The sequence below is a fragment of the Micromonospora sp. U56 genome (assembly GCF_018070095.1).
Taxonomy (GTDB): Bacteria; Actinomycetota; Actinomycetes; order Mycobacteriales; family Micromonosporaceae; genus Micromonospora; species Micromonospora purpureochromogenes.
This window is the reverse complement of record NZ_JAGPYL010000135.1, coordinates 1-17,000: the sequence shown is the minus strand read 5'-3', so window position 1 is coordinate 17,000 and position 17,000 is coordinate 1. Positions and strand designations below refer to the sequence as shown.

Genomic DNA, 17,000 nt, shown 5'->3' with positions numbered 1-17,000 from the left:
GGGGGGGTGGGGGGGCACGACGACGGGCATGATGGGGGAAAGTTCCGCCGACGCCGACCGCGAGGAGGCCCGCATGTCGTTGCTGCGCCGGGTGATCGGTGGGGTCCTGCGCCGGCTACGGCTGCGCCAGGGCCGGACGCTGCGCGAGGTCGCCGAGGCGGCCGGGGTGTCGCTGCCCTATCTCTCCGAGGTGGAGCGGGGGCGCAAGGAAGCCTCCTCCGAGGTGCTCGCCGCGATCTGCCGCGCCCTCGGCATCAACCTGTCCGACCTGCTCGAAGAGGCCCGCGACGACCTGCGCCGGGTCGAACGGCGGATCCCCGCCGCGCCCCGGGCCGCCCTGTCCCGGCTGGACCGGGTGCCGGCGGCCCGCGGCGAGACCGGCCCGACTGTCCGGATCGGCTTCCAGCCCGCCGGGGCGACGCCGCCGGTGTCGGCCGCCCCGACCTCCTTCCGGCACCCGGCCGGGCCGGTGCTGCGGCTGGGCGGGCCGCTCCTGCACGTCGGCGGTCCGGCGTCGCCCGTCGGGTCGACCGTCGGCGGGGCGGGGCTGCGGGTCCGGTTGATCGCCTCCGCGCCGGCCGGGCGCCCCGGCCCGCGTACCTCCAGGATGCTGGCCCGCCGCCGGGCCCGAACGGGCCGGCGGCGGCTGACCGCGGTGTAGGCCGGCCGCGGTTCTGCCGTCGGCCGATCTGCCGCCGGCAGAAATCCTGGGGCCGCGACCGGCGCCGGGCGCAGGCTGGAGACGCCGGTTCCCGGGCGGTGCTCCTCGCCCGCCGGCGCCAGTCTGGAGGGCGGTCGCGATGATCGGGTACGACGTGCGCATGCTGGACGGCGGTCAGCCGACCTTCGGGGACCACGTTTTCGAGCGGCTGCTGCGGGAGCGGATCGTCTTCCTCGGCACCGAGGTCACCGACGCCACCGCGAACCAGATCTGCGCGCAGATCCTGCTGCTCGCCGCCGAGGACAGCGAGCGGGACATCTTCCTCTACATCAACTCGCCGGGCGGCTCGGTGAGCGCGGGGATGGCCGTCTACGACACCATGCGCTACGTGCAGAACGACGTGGCCACGCTGGCGCTCGGCTTCGCCGGGTCGATGGGGCAGTTCCTGCTCTGCGCCGGCGCGGCGGGCAAGCGCTTCGCGCTCCCGCACTCGCGGATCATGATGCACCAGCCCTCCGGTGGGATGGGTGGCACCGCCGCCGACATCACCATCCAGGCGGAGAACATGCTGCACGTGAAGCGGACCATGCACGAGCTGATCGCCCAGCACAGTGGTCGCACCCTGGAGGAAATCCAGCGCGACTGGGACCGGGACCGCTGGTTCACCGCCGAGCAGGCCCGCGACTACGGCCTGATCGACCAGGTGATCGCCCGGGTGGACCAGCTCGCCGGCTGACCGGCGGGCGACGAGCGGTGGCCCCCGCGCTGACGCGATTGCATGGACACCGACGGTCCCGGCCCGGAGCGGACTCGCCCCCTCGATCGCGTCCGCCCGGCCGTGACCTGCGATCCTCGGTGCATTTCGAGCCTATGCCGGGCATCGCCGCGCCGCTGAGCAAGAAGGCGCAGCGCTTTCGGAGCGAATCGTGTTACATGACCGCCCGCCCCCGGTATGGGGACGGGCGGTCACCGCCGCGTGGTCGCCCGCGCGCCGTGCTCACGGGTAACTGATCACCGGGCTGGTGCCGTAGCTGCCCACGACCGGGGTGCCGACCTCGTTGACGGTCTTCTCGATGCCGCCACTGCCGTCGAGGAAGACGGTCACCATGTTGTGGAAGCGGACCCCGGGCCGGCGCGGCGCCTCGATCCCCCGGTCGCAGCGGATGTCCACGCCCTGGTTGAAGTAGGAGTAGACGCCCAGCCCCCAGGCCTCGTGCTCGCGTACCCGGTCGCCGACCTTATAGGACGCCCAGCCCCGGCCGGTGGGGCTGGTCCAGGCGGCCTGGCTCGGCGGGTCGTAGGGCAGCTCGCTCTGGTAGAAGATCGTCCGGCCCCGCTCACCGTTCCAGATGGTCTGGTAGCGCTGGTGGTGCTCCACGAAGAGCCCGTACGCCGTCACGTCGTCGCCGTTGACGATCACCCCGGTGCCGGCGGTATTGGCCGTCCAGCCGATGCCGTTGCCGTGGTCGCCGCGCCAGGCCCAGACGTTGTCGATCAGCGTGTGGTCGCTCTCCACCACCAGGCTGGTCCGCGCGCGCCCGACCCAGGGCCCGCCGATGCGGATGAAGACGTCCTGCACCGAGATCGGGTCGTCGGCGTGGTCGCGGCGGGGGTGCCGGTGGCCGATCTGGACCAGCACGTCCGACTCCGTCTCGCCGGCGTCGACCAGGATGCCGGCGATGCGCACGCCGTCGACGTCGGCGACCCGTAGCGCGGCGTCGCCGCCGGTCGGGGCGAGGCTCGGCATGCCGAGGCCGAGCACCACGGTGCCCGGGTGGATGACCCGCAGCGCGCGGTCCAGGCGGTAGACGCCCGGGGTGAGCAGCAGGTGCCGGCCGCGAGCCAGCTCGCGGTTGATCCGCTGCGCGTCGTGGGTCGGACAGGCGATGAAGAAGTCCCGCAGCGGCAGCGGGCGGGTCGTCCCGCCGCCGGCCGCCCAACTGGTGCCGGCGGTGTCGCGGCGCAGCCCCGGCACGGCGACCCGCCAGCGGCCGGCGGCGTCCACGAACAGATACGGCTTCTCCCGGGTCACCGGGCTGGTCGGCAACGTGGTGTACGGCGGGTTCGGGAAGCCCTGGGCGGGCGCGCCGAGCACGCCGGAGAACACCTGGTTCCAGACCCCGTTGGTCCAGTCGCCGCCCAGCTCGCTGTCGCGGGTCAGCCACTGCTGCTGGGAGCCGTTGATGGTGATGCCGTCCACCTTGGAATCGGCGATGAAGCCACCGCTGGAGTAGCCGCCGTTGCCGGGCTCCAGCCAGAGGATGCCCTTGACGTGCACCCGACGCATCGGCGACGCCTGGGAGACGGCCCACTGGTTCGACCAGTCGGTCGGGGTGATGGCGAGGTTCTCCGCCGAGCGCCAGAAGTTGGTCAGCGCGGAGATGCCGGCCGGGGAGTTCGGGTCGGGCTGGCCGACGACGCGTACCGCGCCATGGATCTCCACGTCGTCGGGGTGCTCGCCCAGGCCGGCCACGGTCGTGTAGTAGCCCAGGCGGGCGTTCACCTCGTAGCGGCCGGGCTTGAAGAGCACCGCGTACCGGTCGGTGCCCATCTCGTTGTGCTCCTGCCGGGCGAAGAGCCGGTCCACGGTGGACTGGATCTCGGCGGCCGGGGTGCTCGGGTCGTAGACGAAGACGTTCGGGCCGAAGTCGGGCTCGTCCTCGTGGTGTCGTGCGGGAGCGGCGGAGGCGGCGGAGGCGGGGGCGAGTCCCGCCGCGGCGGCGGTCGCGGCAGCGAGGGTGAAGAGCTGCCGACGGGACGGTTGGAGGTGGGCTGTCATCGACCTACCTGTCGGTGTGGGCTGCCGATCGGTGCCGTGAGAGCGCTCTCTCAGCGACGTGGGCGGCATCGGGGCTGACATGGGTGGGGAATGAGCTTGTTTCTACCCCGCCGTGCCCGATCGCGCCAGAGGGGGCGGCCCTTGACAGGGGTATCGGAAAGCCTAGACTTACCGTTCGTGGCCACTTACCAAGGGCGGATGTTGGACGCCCTGGGCGACGCGACCCGGCGGTCCGTCTTCGAACTGCTCGCCGCCGGCCCCCGTTCCGTCGCCGAGATCGCGGCCGAGCTGCCGGTCAGCCGTCCCGCGGTCTCGCAACACTTCAAGGTCCTCAAGGAAGCCCGACTCGTCTCGTCCACCCCGGTGGGCACCCGCCGCGTCCACGCACTCGACCCGCAGGGCCTGGCCGCCGTACGCGGCTACTTCGACCAGTTCTGGAACCACGCCCTGGCCGCGTTCGCGCAGGCCGTGGAGCAACCGCCCGAGGAGGCACCGTGACAACCGAGACCACCGGAGGGACCGTCGTACGCACCAGCGTCGAGGTCGCCGCCCCGCCCGAGCACGCCTTCACCGTCTTCACCGCCGGCATGGACCGCTGGTGGGAACGCTCGCACCACCTGCTGCCCGGCGAACTCAAGCAGGTCGGCATCGACCCGCACGTCGGCGGACGACTCTGGGAGGAGAACGACGCCGGCGAGGTCTGCGTCTGGGGCACGGTCCTCGCCTGGGATCCGCCGCGCACCTTCGCGTTCGCCTGGCTGATCGGCCCTGACTGGAAGGTTCCGCCGCAGGACGCGACCGGCAGCCGGGTCACCGTCACCTTCACCCCCATCGAGACCGGCACCCGGGTCGACCTGGTCCACGACCAGCTCGACGCGCACGGGACCGGCTGGGAGGGCGTCCGGGACGCGGTGGCCGGTGAGGGTGGTTGGCCGGCCGGGTTGCGGCTGTACGCGGCGACCGTCTGACCGGCGCGCTGCGGGGTCGGTTCGGCGCGCCGAACCGGCCCTGCTGCCTCTCGGGTCCCTCAGCGGTGAGGTCGCACCGGAACTCCAGGCTGGCCACCCGCGCACCTGCTCGTCGTCGTGCAGGTACGGCGCGTCCGGCCCGTGTCGCACGATGTCGAGCGCCCGGCACATCGCCTCGTCGACCTCGCCGTCCGCCAAGTCGCCGCTCCCCTGACGCTCGACCCTGTGCCAGTGCGCTGTGTGGACCGCTACCGTCGCCGCATGCCCGAGCTGATCGCGCCCACCGTCCGCCTGCACGCAGCCTGGCTCGAGGCACAGGACGAGTGGGGTCCCGGCGCCCACGAGGACGGTTTCGGACTCCTGCCGTCCGACGAGATGGATTCGCCCAGCGGGTTCGCGACGTGGGTGGCCCGGCTGGAGGCCGAGTCGGAACCGGCGAAGGCGCACGATGCCGGTCGGGTGCCGTGCACGTACCGGTGGATCGTCGAGAGCGAGCGGGTGCTCGGCGGGATCGCCCTGCGGCATGAACTCAACGACTTCCTGCTGCGGGTCGGCGGCCAGGTCGGGTACGGCATCCGGCCGTCCGCGCGCCGGCGAGGGCTGGCCACCTGGGCGCTGGGCCGGATGCTCGGCGAGGCACGGGCGCTCGGCCTGGATCGGGTGCTGGTCACCTGCGAGGTGGACAACATCGCCTCGGCGAGGACGATCGAGCACCACGGCGGTGTCCTCGAGGACGTCCAGGACACCGAACTCGGCACCGCACGGCGGTACTGGATCAAGCTCTAGCGACAGGCGGGCCCTTGGGGAGGATCTCGGCGGGCAGCCTCAGTCCTGCCCGCCGTCCCGGGCCGGGTCAACGAGAGCACCATCGGGGACCACGGAGGTTGGCGTGCGCCCTCCTCCTACCAGGACATTCGCCCGACGGCTCCCCAGCGATCCGCTTGATCATTCCACGCATGTTCCGGATCTTGTCTGCCGAGCCCTGGATCTATCGATTGCCGGCGACCGCGCAGGGCGGGGCTGACGGCGTGCCGCTGCTAGTCTCCCGGGCTGATGACACGTGCTTCGGTGACCGGGCCACCTTCGACACCAGAAAGGGTCGTGGCATGTCCAGCGACCGTCTCATGCGCATCCACAGCGCCGAGTTCCAGGCCATGGCCGAGAGGGTCCTACGGGTCACCGAGCTCACCTCCCGCCTGAACGTCCTGCCCTTCGACGACGAAGCAGGCAAAGCGGAACTGTTCGAACAGATCCTCGGCAAGCCACTGCCGACGAGAGTCACGATCTATCCGCCCTTCTACACGGATCACGGCCTCCACCTCGACCTCGGCGAGCGCGTGTTCATCAATCAGAACTGCACGTTCCTGGACTACGCCGGCATCCGGCTCGGCGAGCGCGTGATGGTCGGCCCGAAGGTCACGTTTATCACCAGCGGCCACCCGGTCGATCCTGAGGAGCGGCGGCTGTACCTCACCGGCGCGCCCATCGACGTGGCGGAGAACGTGTGGATCGGCGCCGGTGCCACGATCCTGCCCGGCGTCAGCATTGGCCGTGATGCCGTGGTCGCCGCCGGCGCGGTCGTGGCCGATGACGTTCCGCCGGCAAGCCTGGTGACCGGCACCAAGGCAACCATGCACCGACGGTGGTGACCCCCGCTGCCAACAACGTCATGGCCAGCAACATCTAGCCCTGCCAGGACGGCTACAACGTGTCCTGGCTGATCATCGAGGTGCCCCCGGCAGGATTCGAACCTGCGACACACGGTTTAGGAAGTGTGGACACGGCCGGAAGTCGCACGGCAGCGACCTGCCCTTGACCTGCTTCGCCACGCTGACCGCCACGTCCAGGAGCTGACCGCCGCTGACCGCCGTCACCCATCCGAACGGGCACGCAAGGGGCACGCGACTGTCAGACCCGAAAATGGGCTCCCCAGCCGACGGCCAGAGTGACAAACTGCAGGTAACAGCTATGGCCCGCCGTGCTCCCACCCCGCGCCACGGCTTTGATTACGGGCCTCGGGGCGGTTGGCGTGTCCATTTTCCCGCATGTGCGGCGCCCCGAAGGGACCCAGGAACAGCTTGGGAATTGGACAACGTTGGACCTTGTGCCAGCGTTTCCCCTTGCCGGCATGGTCTCACCTGGCCTGTTGTGCCCCCTACTGACACCGCGTTGTGGCCCGTGAATGGCCCGACGATGCCGCCCCTGTCGCACGCGGACTGCACGCTGGACCTGCCTTGAGTTAAGGTCGCCCGCATGGCTGACGCTGTCGTGATTCCCGGCGGTAGGTTCGGGCCCGGCGCTCCCCTGCTTATGTACGCCGGCGATGTGGCGGAGCAGCGGGGCGCAACGGTACATCGGTACTCGTGGTCCCAGAAGTTTCCGGCGGCCGGTCAGCCCCAAATCGAGAGCTGGGTCGGCGATGAGGTGGTTCCGCTGATCGACACCATCGGCGGTCGCCCACTGCTGATCGGCAAGTCGCTCGGCACGAACGCGGCAGCGATCGCCGCCGAAAGATCCTTGCCCGCCGTGTGGCTCACGCCCCTGCTCGACCTGCCGTGGGTGGCCGATGCGTTGGACCGTGCGACCGCGCCGTTCCTACTCGTGGGTGGCACTGCCGACAAAAGATGGGACGGTGACATCGCCCGCCGGCTGACGCCCCACGTGCTAGAGGTGGAAGGCGCGGATCACGGCATGTACGTACCCGGCCCGCTTACCGAGTCGATCGCGGTGCTCAGTCAAGTCGTGGTCGCCGTGGAGGAATTCCTCGACGCTATTGACTGGCCGAGCTAGTCACCCGGTCCCGCATCGCTGCTGGTACCTAGAAGCGGATCTCCTCGTCGGGCAGTCGTAGACCGTCCAGCCTCCCCGGACGGGGACCAGGTGGAGCGCCCTACTGGACGAACGACCTGGTCCCCGTCCGGGGAGGCTGGTAGCCCTTGTGGTGCCCGGCGAGGTGATCCGCGGCGGCATCTCTGAGGAGGGTCGGGGTTCGGGGCGGAGCCCCGAGGTCTTTTAGGCTCTCGTCCGTCAGCATGGCCGGCCGGCCCGGCCGATGCCGGCCGGAGGTCGCCAGCAGGCCGGGGCCCGGCCGGCGCGGCCCGCTTGCGGGCCGCCTTGATTCGATAGAGCGGAATTCGGCAGTGGGTTCACAGTGCCCGTTGTCCCTCGGTGACCGATCAGCGGCGTCTGTCGAGTGCTTGGCCCGCGATGTCGATGACCATCACCGTGACGTTGTCGTGCCCGCCATGATCGATGGCGGTGGCAATGAGCGCGTCGGCGACGTGTGGCGGGCTGTCAGCCGAGTTGAGGGCACTGCGGATAAGGTCCGCCGGCACGTACGAACTCAGCCCATCCGAGCACAACAGCAACCGGTCACCAGCGCGGAGCTGCACGACGGTCAGATCCGGTGACCGACCGTCGGTTCGCCCGTCAAGGAAGCGCGACAGCTTCTCAGGCAGGTCCGGCACGTCCCCCGCGTCGGACACGAGGTGCCGATAGATGTGGTCCTCACTGACTCGTATCAACGGGCTGTGCGCGGCTCGGAAGTCGCGCATCAGATATGCGCGGGAGTCGCCGACATTCGCCAGGACTGCGGTGTCGCCTGACCACAGGGCGGCGATCATCGTGGTTCCCATGCCTGCCAGCTCAGGCTCTTGGCGGACTCTTTGACGAAGCGCGTTGTTGGCGTCGTTGATCGCCCTTCCGAGCAGATCGGCGAGGTCTGCCGCTGACACCAGCTGGTCGTACGCCTTCACGGCGTTGATTGCCGTTGTGCTGGCGATGTCACCGGCGACGTGTCCACCAAGGCCATCGGCGACTGCGTAGAGCCATCGGCCCTGGTAGAAGCAGTCCTCGTTGCGTCGCCTGACGAGGCCCACGTGAGTCCTGCTTGCCGCGTGCACGACGGGTTCCGAAGTCATGCCTGACCTGCCGACGTGTCATCGTCAGGCCACGGTTCACGGGCGTTCTCGTCCCGGTGCAGGATGTGCACGGTCTCAACACGGTCGCTGGCGACGACGTACTCGGTGACCTCGACCGGCTTCTTGTCCGCTCCTGATGTGCCCACCCGCACGATCTCTAGGACGGGCAGGCTCGTCGGGATGTCGAGCAGCGCGGCCTCGTCCTTGCTCGGCATGCGCGCTCGGTGGAGCTCCATCCAACTGATCGGCCAGTGGCCGGCCTTCTCGATGCGGTACAGCCACTCACCGGCCGCCGGGTTGGCGTCTACGTCGGCGACGACGTCCGCGACTCGTGGGTGAATCCACGAGATGTTGATCTGAAATGGCGCTTCGGAAGCTGGTCCCGTCACCCGGAACCGGCGCAGCACTTGGGTGCCCGGCGCGACGCCTAGCAGCTTGGCAATGCGGGGATCGTTGAGCGGTGCGGGGGCGTTGACCGCCTCCCCGTGACGGACCCACACCTCCTGGCTGCTCGCGGAGGGAAACGAGTAGCCGGTGGCCTGCTCGTTGCGCTTGACCAGGTCACCACGAGGACGGCGCGGGCGCATGGTGCCGTATCGCACGGTGATTCCGCGACCCTGCACCGCCCAGACGTAGCCCTCTGTTTCCAACACAGCGATAGCCCGGCCGATGGTGTCGCGGTTGGCGCCGTACTCGGTTGCGAAGTCGTCCAAGCGAGGAAGCCGGCTGCCCGGTTCCCACTCTCCAGCTTCGATCCGTTCGCGGATCTTGGAAGCAATGTCCTGGTAGCGCGAGTGCACGGGCATGTCGGTACCTCTTCCTGCGCGATTATCCCAAGACAATCCTTGACAGCGCCCTCGATTGTCCCCAGACTATCGGTACCTGATTATCCCAAGACAATCCGATGCGGGTGCCGGTCTCGGAAGGACTCGACGGCGTCCCGCGACAAGAGGGAGTGAGCCGAGGTGGCTGTTCCAAACGCACTGAAGGTGCCGGTTCCGTTCGACTACGTCTTCCCGCAGGGCGCGCTGTGCCTCGGGGTGGAGCCGGTGACGGACTTCGACAAGCGCGGCCAGGGCGACGACCAGGCACGTGACAAGGACACGGGCGAGCGCCTGTGGGTGGTCAAGGTCCTGGACCTGGACCCGGAGGCCGGAAAGTTCGGCGGAACCAAGGAGGTCAAGGTGAAGATCGCCGCCCCGGTGCAGCCGGTGCCGCCGGCGTCGAAGATCCCCGGCTACCCGCCGGCGGTCCACTTCACCGACGTGACCCTGACGCCGTATGTCGACTCGCAGCGGTGCAAGGGCTCGGGGAAGTGCCGGGCGCGTCAGGCGTGGTCGATCCGCGCCGGGGAGATGACCGAGCCCACCGCCGCCGCGCCGAACCAGGCGGCCTGACCAGATCTCGACGCGCGGGGCGGGCTTCCTCCGCCAAGACGACTCCCGCCCCGCGCACTGACCCGTTCTCCTGGAAGGAGTTGGGCTGATGCCCACGCTAGCTGACGCTGCCCGCATCGTCGGGAACCCGCGCCCCGCACCCCGCCGCACCACCCACCGCCGCACGGTGATGCGCCTCGCTGGTCCCGGTATCCGGGTCGCCCGCGAGGTCTACACCACCGTTCCCGCCGACGCCGTCCGCGTGGCCGCGCTGGTCGAGATCTCGGCCGCCGCTGCCGCCCTGGCACGGACGGTCGTCAAGCTGCGGCACCTCGACCCGGACCTCATCGCCCCGCACGTCTCAGACCGCGTCGACCTGCGCGCGGTGCTCGGTCGGGGCCGGTGGCTGCCGACCATGACCCGTCACGTTCCCGCTCCGGAATTCGGGCCGGTGGACCTGGCCGCCCTCGGTCCGGCCCGGATGCCGGTGCGTCGCCGGGTGGTGCGTCGTCGTCCCGGCACGCCGGGGCAGGGTTCCCTGTTCGCCGCCGCTGTTGGGGAGGGCTGAGGGATGCCGCTGGTCAACGTGATCCGGGGGGACCGGATCGAGGGCGCTCCGATCAATGTCCGTACCCCGTTCGTCCGCATCCCGATGTGGCTGGCGCTGTCGTGGTGGACAGCCAAGGCGCTCGGCCGCCTGGTCCTGGTGCTCATCCGCTTCTGGTACGTCACCGTCCCGGCGGTGTTCTTCGGCTGGCTGTATCTGCGGTTCGGGTGGGCCGGGCCGGTCGGTGTCGTCGTCCTGATCGCCGCCGGCTCGATGGGGTGGGCGTTCGGGCACCGGTCGTCGTGGCTGCGGTTCGGCTGGTGGCCGGTCCTGTCCCGCTACCGCCGCATGGTCTACCGGCGCAACTGGCACGCCGCCATGGTGACCGCCAAGCTGGCCGTCTCGTTCGACTCGCACACCGTCTTGCCGGTGCTGCGCCGGGTCCGCTGCTCCTCGGGCGTGGACATGGTGACTGTGCGGATGGTGACCGGGCAGATCCCCGACGACTTCGCCCGCGTCGCGGAACGCCTCGCCCACACCTTCGGTGTCCGGCAGGTCAAGGCCGCACCCGGCAACCGGCCCGATGTGGTGCTGCTGCACCTGTTCCGCGGCGACCCCCTGGCAAAGCTGGTCCGCCCGGTCCCGGTGCCGGCGGTGCCGGAGTTCACCGCGCTGCCCGTGGGCAAGCGCGAGGACGGCGACGGCTACGACCTGCGCCTGTTCGGCACACAGGTCCTCGTCGTGGGCGCCACCGGAGCGGGGAAGGGCTCCGTGATCTGGTCCGTGGTCCGATCCCTGGCCGCCGGGGTCGCCTCCGGCCTGGTGCAGATCTGGGGCCTGGACCCGAAGGGCGGCATGGAACTCGGGATGGGCGCGCCGATGTTCACCCGCTTTGCCCGCAAGGACTACGCCGCGATGTGCGAGCTGATCGAGGAAGCCGCCACTGTGGCCAAGGACCGCGCCGGCAAGCTCTACGGCCGGACCCGCCAGCACACCCCGACGCCCGATGAGCCGCTGATCGTCCTGGTCATCGATGAGTTGGCCAACCTCACCGCCTACCTCACCGATCGGCAGCTCAAAGACCGCATCAAGGCCGCCCTGTCGATCCTGCTCAGTCAGGGGCGGGCGGTCGGCGTGCACGTGGTCGCCGCGATCCAGGACCCGCGCAAGGAGGTGCTGCCGTTCCGCGACCTGTTCCCCACCCGGATCGGACTGCGGCTGGCTGAGGCCGCGCAAGTCGACCTGGTGCTAGGTGAAGGGATGCGGGACCGAGGCGCGCTGTGTGACCGCATCCCGCAGTCCCTCCCCGGCGTGGGCTTCGTGGTCATCGACGGTGACCCGACCCCGATGCGGGTCCGGTTCTCCTACCTGACCGATGACGAGATCCGCGACATGGCGCACACCTACGGCCGGCTGCGGGTCATCGACGGCGAGATCCTGGACGGTGCCGCATGAAGCCCCACCCCACCGCCACCCGCGCCGATCGCATCGAGGGCCTGCTCCTCGTCGTCATCCTGCTCCTGGTCGCCGGCTTCGCCGGGGCCGCCTCCTTCACCCACGTCAAAGACTGGACCCTCGACAACTCCCCGGCCGGTACCGGGGCGTGGTTCGGCTGGGCCAACGCCGTCATCAGCGAGTTGGTCCCGGTCGCCGCGCTGCTGACCATCCGCCGCCGACGCCGTGCGGGTGACTCGATCCGGTACCCGATGTTCCTGCTCGTCGCCGCCGTCGCCCTGTCCCTGGCCGCGCAGCTCGCCGTCGCCAAGCCGGGCCTGTCCGGCTGGCTGCTGTCGGCCGTGCCGGCGCTGGCCTTCATGGGCCTGTCCAAGCTCGTCCTCACCACCGCCCCGGCCCCCGCACCGCCGGCCGACGAACCCGCCCCGGCTGCGGCACCCGCTCCGCCGGCTATGGCTCCGTCCGCCCGCCCCGTCACGCGGCCCGCTCCTGCGGTCCAGCCGACTCCGCCCGCCCCTGCGCCGGAACCGACCGCCGTGGTCCCGGTCGAACCGACCCGTCCCGCCCCGGCCCCGGTCGTCCCGCTGGCTCCGGTGCCGCCGGCCGCCTTCACCCGCCGCAACGGCGTCCCGCTGATCGGAGAGATGACCCGATGACCGACCACCTGCTCTCCGGCCTGTTCCTCGTCGCCGGCCTCGCCCTGTTCGTCTGGCACCGCTACTGCCTCTACATCGCCCGCTACGAACTGGACGCCCTGCACCGCGCCACGCTGCGCGACCCGCTGACCGGTCTCGCCAACCGCGCCGGGCTCGCCGCCGGCTGGGAGCAGCTCGCCCCGCTGCGGCCGTGGGTGCTGGTGGTCGACCTGGACGGCTTCAAGCCCGTCAACGACACCCACGGTCACGCCGCCGGGGACCTGGTCCTCACCGCCGTCGCCCACCGCCTGCGCACCGCCAACGGTGTGGCCGCCCGGCTCGGTGGAGACGAGTTCGCCGCACTCATCCTCGACGCGAACCCGGCCATGGCTGCCCGCCAGCTGGCCGCCGCGATCGCCGCGCCCGTCGTCCTGCCTTCCGGGGTGTCGGTGTCGGTGACCGCCAGCATCGGGCTCGCCCCCGCCAGCCCGTCCGGCCTCGCCGCCGCCCTGGCCGACGCCGACGCCGCCATGTACCGGGCCAAGACCACCCGAGCCGGCGTCGTCGCCTTCGACCCGCTACGCGACGACCACGCCACCACTGACCCCCGCCCCGCCCTGCGAGTCCGCGACCTCACCCCGTCGCTGGGGGTGAGCCGATGACCATCACCCCGCTGCCCGGCCTCGCTGCCCCTGCCCCCGTGGTGGAGCCGAGGCCGGGCTCCCGGGCCGCCCGGATGCTCATGCCCCGCTCCGTCGACGTCGTCAAAGACCTCGCCGCCGACTACGGCGTCTGCACCCGACCCGTCTCCCTGCGCCGCACCGACCTCGACAGCGGGCAGACTGAAGTCATTGACATGCCGTGCGGCGCCACGCAGGAAGCCAAGTGCCCGGCCTGCGCCACCCGTGCCCGCCGGCTGCGGCAGCAGCAGATCCGGGAGGGCTGGCACCGCGACGACGAACCCGACCCCGGACCGCAGCCGGCCACCGAGGCGCAACGCGGCCTGATCGTGGCCCGCGCCCACCTGGAATTCGCCCGGGATGAGGCTGCACGGGCCTCGCAGTGGGATCAGGTGGCCGACCTCGATGACGCCATCGCAGAGCTGGAAGGCCAGATCACCACCGAGGGACTCCGGGGCCGCCCCGCTCCGCTGCACGGCGGCGAGGAGCAGGAGGACGGCGACGGCAAGCGCCGGGTGCGCTCCACCAAGCGGCGGCAGGACGCCCCGGACCTGCCCCGCCTCCCGGTGGAGAACCGGACCGTTGGGCGGACCTACGAGGGTCACGGCGGGCAGGTGTTCCGGCCGTCGATGTTCCTGACCCTCACCCTCGGCTCCTACGGGCGCGTCCACTCCGATGGCACGCCGGTCGATCCGGACGCCTACGACTACCGGCGTGCGGCCTGGGATGCCGTGCACTTCCCGCGGCTGCTGGACCGGTTCTGGCAGAACCTGCGCCGCGCGGTCGGTTGGAACGTCCAGTACGCCGGTGCCGTGGAGCCGCAGCGCCGGCTGGCTCCGCACGCGCACTTCGCCATCCGGGGCACCATCCCCCGCGCACTCGTTCGCCAGGTCGCCGCTGCCACCTACCACCAGGTGTGGTGGCCGTCCGTCGACCAGCGGCTCTACGAGCCGGGACAGGCGCCGCAGTGGGACGCCGACGCCGCCGGCTACACCGACCCGGAATCGGGCCGGCTGCTGCCGACGTGGGATGACGCCCTGGACCTGGTCGACGCCGACCCCGATGCCCAACCCGTCCACGTCGTCCGCTTCGGCGTCCAGGTCGACGCCAAGGGCGTGCTCGCCGGGACCAAAGACGCTGACCGTTGCGTCGGCTACATCACCAAGTACCTCACTAAGCAAGCCGCCGACTGCCACGACGTGACCACCGGCCGGCAACGTGCACACCTGGAACGGCTCTGGTTGGAGCTGCGGCACACGCCGTGCTCCGAGCGGTGCGCGAACTGGCTGCTCTACGGCATCCAACCGAAGAAGGCCCGACCCGGGCTGCGGCCGGGCAACTGCAAGAACAAGGTCCACAAGCGCGACACCCTCGGCATCGGTGGGCGCCGCGTCCTGATCTCCCGGCAGTGGTCCGGTAAGACGCTGACCGACCACCGGGCCGACCGGCGCGAATGGGTCAAGGCGCTCCTGGGCGTCACCACCGACGCCGCCACCGCCCCGGCCGGCGGCGAGCAGCGGCACGCTTGGGAACTCGCCAAACCCACCGACCCTGACGTCGCCCCGCTCGGGCACCGGGTCCTGAGGGCTATCTCCGAACGCATCCAGTGGCGCGTCCAGCTCGACGCCGCGAGACGTGCCGCCGTCGACCCGCCCGACGTTTCGGCAACCGGCAACACGGACACGACCGGGAAGGAGGCCACCGAGTGGAGAAGCTGCTGACGGTCAAAGAAGCCGCGGCTCGCCTCGGCACCACCGAGCGATTCCCCCGCCGGCTCATCGCCGAGCGGCGCATCCGCTACGTCAAGCTCGGCGGCCACCACGTCCGCATCCCGGAGGTTGCGCTTACTGAGTTCATCGCCGCCGGGACGGTCGAGCCGATGCCGGAACTGACCTGGCGCGATGGCCGGGTGGTGGCGTGATGGCGCCCGCGAAGAAGCGCCGTTTCGGCCGCGTTCGGCAACTGCCGTCCGGGCGCTGGCAGGCTCGCTACCGGGGACCGGACGGGCTGGATCACTCTGCGCCTCGCACTTTCGCCACGCGTCGTGAGGCGGATCAGTTCCTCGCGATGGCGGAGGGAGACATCGCGCGTGATCGGTGGGTGCTGCCGGATGCGCGGCGGACGACCGTCGGTGAGTGGGCGGAGCAGTGGTTCGTTTCGGCAAATCGCTCGTGGAAGCCGAAGACCCGCCACACCTACCGGTCGGTCCTTGACCGGATCGTCCTGCCGGCCTTCGGTGCCATGCCGCTGACCTCGTTGCGCCCGATCCTGGTGGCCCGCTGGGTCGGTGACTTGTCCGACCGGCTCAGTGCCTCGCAGGTGCGGCAGGCGTACCGGCTGCTGTCGCAGATCATGCGGGCCGCCGTCGACAACGACATCATCGGGTCGAGCCCGTGCCGTTCGGTGCGGCTTCCTCGGGTGCCGGAGTCGGATCCGGCCATCCTGACCGTCGCCCAGGTCGACAAGCTCGCCGCCGCGTGCGACGTGCCGGATCGAGTGCTGGTGCTGCTGCTGGCCTACGGCGGGTTGCGGATCGGTGAAGCGCTCGCGCTGCGCCGCCGCCACGTCGACTTCCGGGCGGGCCGGGTGACCGTCGCCCAGGCGGTGGCGCAGGTGCCCGGCGGCCCGGTCATTGACACCCCGAAGAACCACCAGCGGCGGGAGCTGGCCGTGCCGGCGTTCGTCGTGCAGCTGCTCCGCGAGCACCTGGTGACGCTGCCCGATGGACCGGACGTGTTCGTCTTCCCCGGTCGGCAGGCGCACACCAGCGACCGGCAGCAGAGCTACCACGGCTTCCGGCGCCGCTTCAACGTCGCGGTGCGGTCGGCTGGGTTGGTCGACGTGACGCCTCACGATCTGCGGGCGACGCACGCGAGCTGGGTCGCGGACTCGCATGGCGTCCTGGTGGCCGCTCGTCGGCTCGGGCACGCCAACGCCAGCGTGACCACCCGCCACTACGCCCGTGCGGTCGATGGCCGGGACGCTGAGGTCGCCCAGCACCTGGACGCGAGCAGGGCGAAGGTAGCGAAGCGATCGGGCACGCAGCGGGCACGTAAGCCCCGGAAGGCGGATCAATGATCGGTGATCAAGGCTGTGACCTGGTGCCCCCGGCAGGATTCGAACCTGCGACACACGGTTTAGGAAACCGATGCTCTATCCCCTGAGCTACGAGGGCGCGAGGGCATAGCTTACCTGCCAGCGGATACCAGCGAGAACCTAGGAGTGCCCTCCCGTGCCCACCGGTGGCGGCTGCCGTTGCGCCGACCGGCGGAGCACACATGGAGCATGCAATCGTCGACCGGCCCGGCTACGTGCCCGTCGCTGCCTAGCGCTGACCAAGGCTGCTCATCAGTGCCTACGACTCACCGAGCAGATTCCGAGCAGGGCAACAGCGATCAACAGGCCCCGAAGGTCCGCCACCAGGGTGGGGTCCGCCAGGCTCCCGATGGGTAGAGTGAACTCCCGTCCTCGTCCACTCGTCGCCGCCCCGCTGGCGACAGGACCTATCAGCGCCGAGCCCTCCGGCAGCCTGGACCATCTCATCCATAGGAGTGCATCCGCCGTTACCCGCCTCGCCTCGCCGCTAGCTTGTGGCGGACGTTCAAGCGGTGGCGGCTGTTGGCGTCGTGCTGGAGTCAGGAAACTGGCAGCTTGGGAATTGCACCAAATCGGCTGTGCGTGCCCCCTGACACCTGATCGGTGATTCCGGGAAGCGCGTTCAGTAGGATCGGCAGACGGCTCACTGTGACCGAGCCCGTCCATCGAGGCAAGGGAGACGGTCAGGTGTCCGAGAGGCCCTTCGACGCCTTCCTCAAGACCCAGCAGAACTTCCTGCGCCTCGGCATCTCGCCGGCCCTGGACAGCTTCCTCAAGACCCAGCAGAACGCCCTACGCCTCGGCATCTCGCCAGCCCTGGACAGCTTCCTCAAGACCCAGCAGAACGCCCTACGCCTCGGCATCTCGCCAGCCCTGGACAGCT

Annotated in this window: 19 protein-coding genes and 1 tRNA gene; 16 read left to right on the top strand and 4 right to left on the bottom strand. The window is 70.5% G+C overall.

Annotation, left to right across the window (positions count from 1 at the left end; genetic code table 11):
- Window positions 1-73 precede the first annotated feature (73 nt).
- Window positions 74-661: a helix-turn-helix domain-containing protein gene (locus KBX37_RS29420; RefSeq protein WP_210779142.1), complete on the top strand. Its 588-nt coding sequence runs from the start codon at window positions 74-76 to the stop codon at window positions 659-661.
- Window positions 662-800: 139 nt separating this feature from the next.
- On the top strand, window positions 801-1,397 hold the full coding sequence (locus KBX37_RS29415; protein WP_210779140.1) for an ATP-dependent Clp protease proteolytic subunit: 597 nt from the start codon (window positions 801-803) through the stop codon (window positions 1,395-1,397).
- 261 nt (window positions 1,398-1,658) lie between these two features.
- Here the strand turns inward: KBX37_RS29415 and KBX37_RS29410 are convergent, their stop codons facing one another.
- Window positions 1,659-3,440 carry an adenylyl cyclase gene (locus tag KBX37_RS29410; RefSeq protein ID WP_210779139.1) on the bottom strand — a complete coding sequence of 594 codons (1,782 nt, stop codon included), beginning with the start codon at window positions 3,438-3,440 and terminating at the stop codon, window positions 1,659-1,661.
- Between the two features lie 198 nt (window positions 3,441-3,638).
- On the opposite strand from KBX37_RS29410, the gene KBX37_RS29405 reads away from it, so the two are divergent.
- From KBX37_RS29405 to KBX37_RS29385, 5 genes are all read left to right on the top strand, one after another.
- The gene (locus tag KBX37_RS29405; RefSeq protein ID WP_247659230.1) at window positions 3,639-3,938 is read left to right on the top strand and encodes a metalloregulator ArsR/SmtB family transcription factor; all 300 of its coding nucleotides are present in this window, start codon (window positions 3,639-3,641) and stop codon (window positions 3,936-3,938) included.
- Window positions 3,935-4,408: an SRPBCC family protein gene (locus KBX37_RS29400; RefSeq protein WP_210779137.1), complete on the top strand. Its 474-nt coding sequence runs from the start codon at window positions 3,935-3,937 to the stop codon at window positions 4,406-4,408. The genes KBX37_RS29405 and KBX37_RS29400 overlap by 4 nt, the downstream gene beginning before the upstream one ends.
- A gap of 261 nt (window positions 4,409-4,669) precedes the next feature.
- Window positions 4,670-5,194, top strand: a complete 525-nt coding sequence (locus KBX37_RS29395; protein WP_210779136.1) for a GNAT family N-acetyltransferase — start codon at window positions 4,670-4,672, stop codon at window positions 5,192-5,194.
- Between the two features lie 170 nt (window positions 5,195-5,364).
- Complete coding sequence (locus tag KBX37_RS29390) at window positions 5,365-6,057, top strand: DapH/DapD/GlmU-related protein (RefSeq protein ID WP_247659229.1); 693 nt, start codon at window positions 5,365-5,367, stop codon at window positions 6,055-6,057.
- A gap of 604 nt (window positions 6,058-6,661) precedes the next feature.
- Window positions 6,662-7,198 carry an alpha/beta hydrolase gene (locus tag KBX37_RS29385; protein WP_210779135.1) on the top strand — a complete coding sequence of 179 codons (537 nt, stop codon included), beginning with the start codon at window positions 6,662-6,664 and terminating at the stop codon, window positions 7,196-7,198.
- 386 nt (window positions 7,199-7,584) lie between these two features.
- Here the strand turns inward: KBX37_RS29385 and KBX37_RS29380 are convergent, their stop codons facing one another.
- Both KBX37_RS29380 and KBX37_RS29375 read right to left on the bottom strand, forming a co-directional pair.
- Window positions 7,585-8,328 (bottom strand): PP2C family serine/threonine-protein phosphatase, encoded by a 744-nt coding sequence (locus tag KBX37_RS29380; protein WP_210779134.1) that lies wholly within the window; start codon window positions 8,326-8,328, stop codon window positions 7,585-7,587.
- Window positions 8,325-9,134, bottom strand: a complete 810-nt coding sequence (locus tag KBX37_RS29375) for a GntR family transcriptional regulator (RefSeq protein WP_210779133.1) — start codon at window positions 9,132-9,134, stop codon at window positions 8,325-8,327. The genes KBX37_RS29380 and KBX37_RS29375 overlap by 4 nt, the downstream gene beginning before the upstream one ends.
- A 159-nt stretch (window positions 9,135-9,293) precedes the next feature.
- Between KBX37_RS29375 and KBX37_RS29370 the strand changes: the two genes are divergently transcribed.
- From KBX37_RS29370 to KBX37_RS29335, 8 genes are all read left to right on the top strand, one after another.
- Window positions 9,294-9,725, top strand: coding sequence for a hypothetical protein (locus tag KBX37_RS29370; protein ID WP_210779132.1), 432 nt, complete (start codon window positions 9,294-9,296; stop codon window positions 9,723-9,725).
- 88 nt (window positions 9,726-9,813) lie between these two features.
- Window positions 9,814-10,272 carry a hypothetical protein gene (locus KBX37_RS29365; protein ID WP_210779131.1) on the top strand — a complete coding sequence of 153 codons (459 nt, stop codon included), beginning with the start codon at window positions 9,814-9,816 and terminating at the stop codon, window positions 10,270-10,272.
- 3 nt (window positions 10,273-10,275) lie between these two features.
- Complete coding sequence (locus KBX37_RS29360; protein ID WP_210779130.1) at window positions 10,276-11,706, top strand: FtsK/SpoIIIE domain-containing protein; 1,431 nt, start codon at window positions 10,276-10,278, stop codon at window positions 11,704-11,706.
- A complete protein-coding gene (locus KBX37_RS29355) occupies window positions 11,703-12,362 on the top strand; it encodes a DUF2637 domain-containing protein (protein WP_210779129.1) in 660 nt (219 codons plus the stop codon). Before KBX37_RS29360 ends, KBX37_RS29355 begins: the two co-directional genes overlap by 4 nt.
- Window positions 12,359-13,003 carry a GGDEF domain-containing protein gene (locus tag KBX37_RS29350; protein ID WP_210779128.1) on the top strand — a complete coding sequence of 215 codons (645 nt, stop codon included), beginning with the start codon at window positions 12,359-12,361 and terminating at the stop codon, window positions 13,001-13,003. The genes KBX37_RS29355 and KBX37_RS29350 overlap by 4 nt, the downstream gene beginning before the upstream one ends.
- The gene (locus KBX37_RS29345; protein ID WP_210779127.1) at window positions 13,000-14,742 is read left to right on the top strand and encodes a replication initiator; all 1,743 of its coding nucleotides are present in this window, start codon (window positions 13,000-13,002) and stop codon (window positions 14,740-14,742) included. The genes KBX37_RS29350 and KBX37_RS29345 overlap by 4 nt, the downstream gene beginning before the upstream one ends.
- Window positions 14,727-14,942: an excisionase family DNA-binding protein gene (locus tag KBX37_RS29340; RefSeq protein WP_210779126.1), complete on the top strand. Its 216-nt coding sequence runs from the start codon at window positions 14,727-14,729 to the stop codon at window positions 14,940-14,942. The genes KBX37_RS29345 and KBX37_RS29340 overlap by 16 nt, the downstream gene beginning before the upstream one ends.
- A 146-nt stretch (window positions 14,943-15,088) precedes the next feature.
- On the top strand, window positions 15,089-16,099 hold the full coding sequence (locus KBX37_RS29335) for a site-specific integrase (RefSeq protein ID WP_210779125.1): 1,011 nt from the start codon (window positions 15,089-15,091) through the stop codon (window positions 16,097-16,099).
- 21 nt (window positions 16,100-16,120) lie between these two features.
- Here KBX37_RS29335 and KBX37_RS29330 read toward each other — a convergent pair.
- A tRNA-Arg gene (locus tag KBX37_RS29330) sits at window positions 16,121-16,196 on the bottom strand.
- Between the two features lie 608 nt (window positions 16,197-16,804).
- Between KBX37_RS29330 and KBX37_RS29325 the strand changes: the two genes are divergently transcribed.
- Window positions 16,805-17,000: hypothetical protein (locus KBX37_RS29325; protein WP_210779124.1), on the top strand; the 196-nt coding region annotated here is incomplete at its 3' end.

Coding starts and splice junctions, on each gene's coding strand:
- KBX37_RS29420 (WP_210779142.1), top strand. CDS start 74: ATGTCGTTGCTGCGCCGGGTGATCGGTGGGGTCCTGCGCCGGCTACGG.
- KBX37_RS29415 (WP_210779140.1), top strand. CDS start 801: ATGATCGGGTACGACGTGCGCATGCTGGACGGCGGTCAGCCGACCTTC.
- KBX37_RS29410 (WP_210779139.1), bottom strand. CDS start 3,440: ATGACAGCCCACCTCCAACCGTCCCGTCGGCAGCTCTTCACCCTCGCT.
- KBX37_RS29405 (WP_247659230.1), top strand. CDS start 3,639: ATGTTGGACGCCCTGGGCGACGCGACCCGGCGGTCCGTCTTCGAACTG.
- KBX37_RS29395 (WP_210779136.1), top strand. CDS start 4,670: ATGCCCGAGCTGATCGCGCCCACCGTCCGCCTGCACGCAGCCTGGCTC.
- KBX37_RS29390 (WP_247659229.1), top strand. CDS start 5,365: ATGTTCCGGATCTTGTCTGCCGAGCCCTGGATCTATCGATTGCCGGCG.
- KBX37_RS29385 (WP_210779135.1), top strand. CDS start 6,662: ATGGCTGACGCTGTCGTGATTCCCGGCGGTAGGTTCGGGCCCGGCGCT.
- KBX37_RS29380 (WP_210779134.1), bottom strand. CDS start 8,328: ATGACTTCGGAACCCGTCGTGCACGCGGCAAGCAGGACTCACGTGGGC.
- KBX37_RS29375 (WP_210779133.1), bottom strand. CDS start 9,134: ATGCCCGTGCACTCGCGCTACCAGGACATTGCTTCCAAGATCCGCGAA.
- KBX37_RS29365 (WP_210779131.1), top strand. CDS start 9,814: ATGCCCACGCTAGCTGACGCTGCCCGCATCGTCGGGAACCCGCGCCCC.
- KBX37_RS29360 (WP_210779130.1), top strand. CDS start 10,276: ATGCCGCTGGTCAACGTGATCCGGGGGGACCGGATCGAGGGCGCTCCG.
- KBX37_RS29355 (WP_210779129.1), top strand. CDS start 11,703: ATGAAGCCCCACCCCACCGCCACCCGCGCCGATCGCATCGAGGGCCTG.
- KBX37_RS29350 (WP_210779128.1), top strand. CDS start 12,359: ATGACCGACCACCTGCTCTCCGGCCTGTTCCTCGTCGCCGGCCTCGCC.
- KBX37_RS29345 (WP_210779127.1), top strand. CDS start 13,000: ATGACCATCACCCCGCTGCCCGGCCTCGCTGCCCCTGCCCCCGTGGTG.
- KBX37_RS29335 (WP_210779125.1), top strand. CDS start 15,089: ATGGCGGAGGGAGACATCGCGCGTGATCGGTGGGTGCTGCCGGATGCG.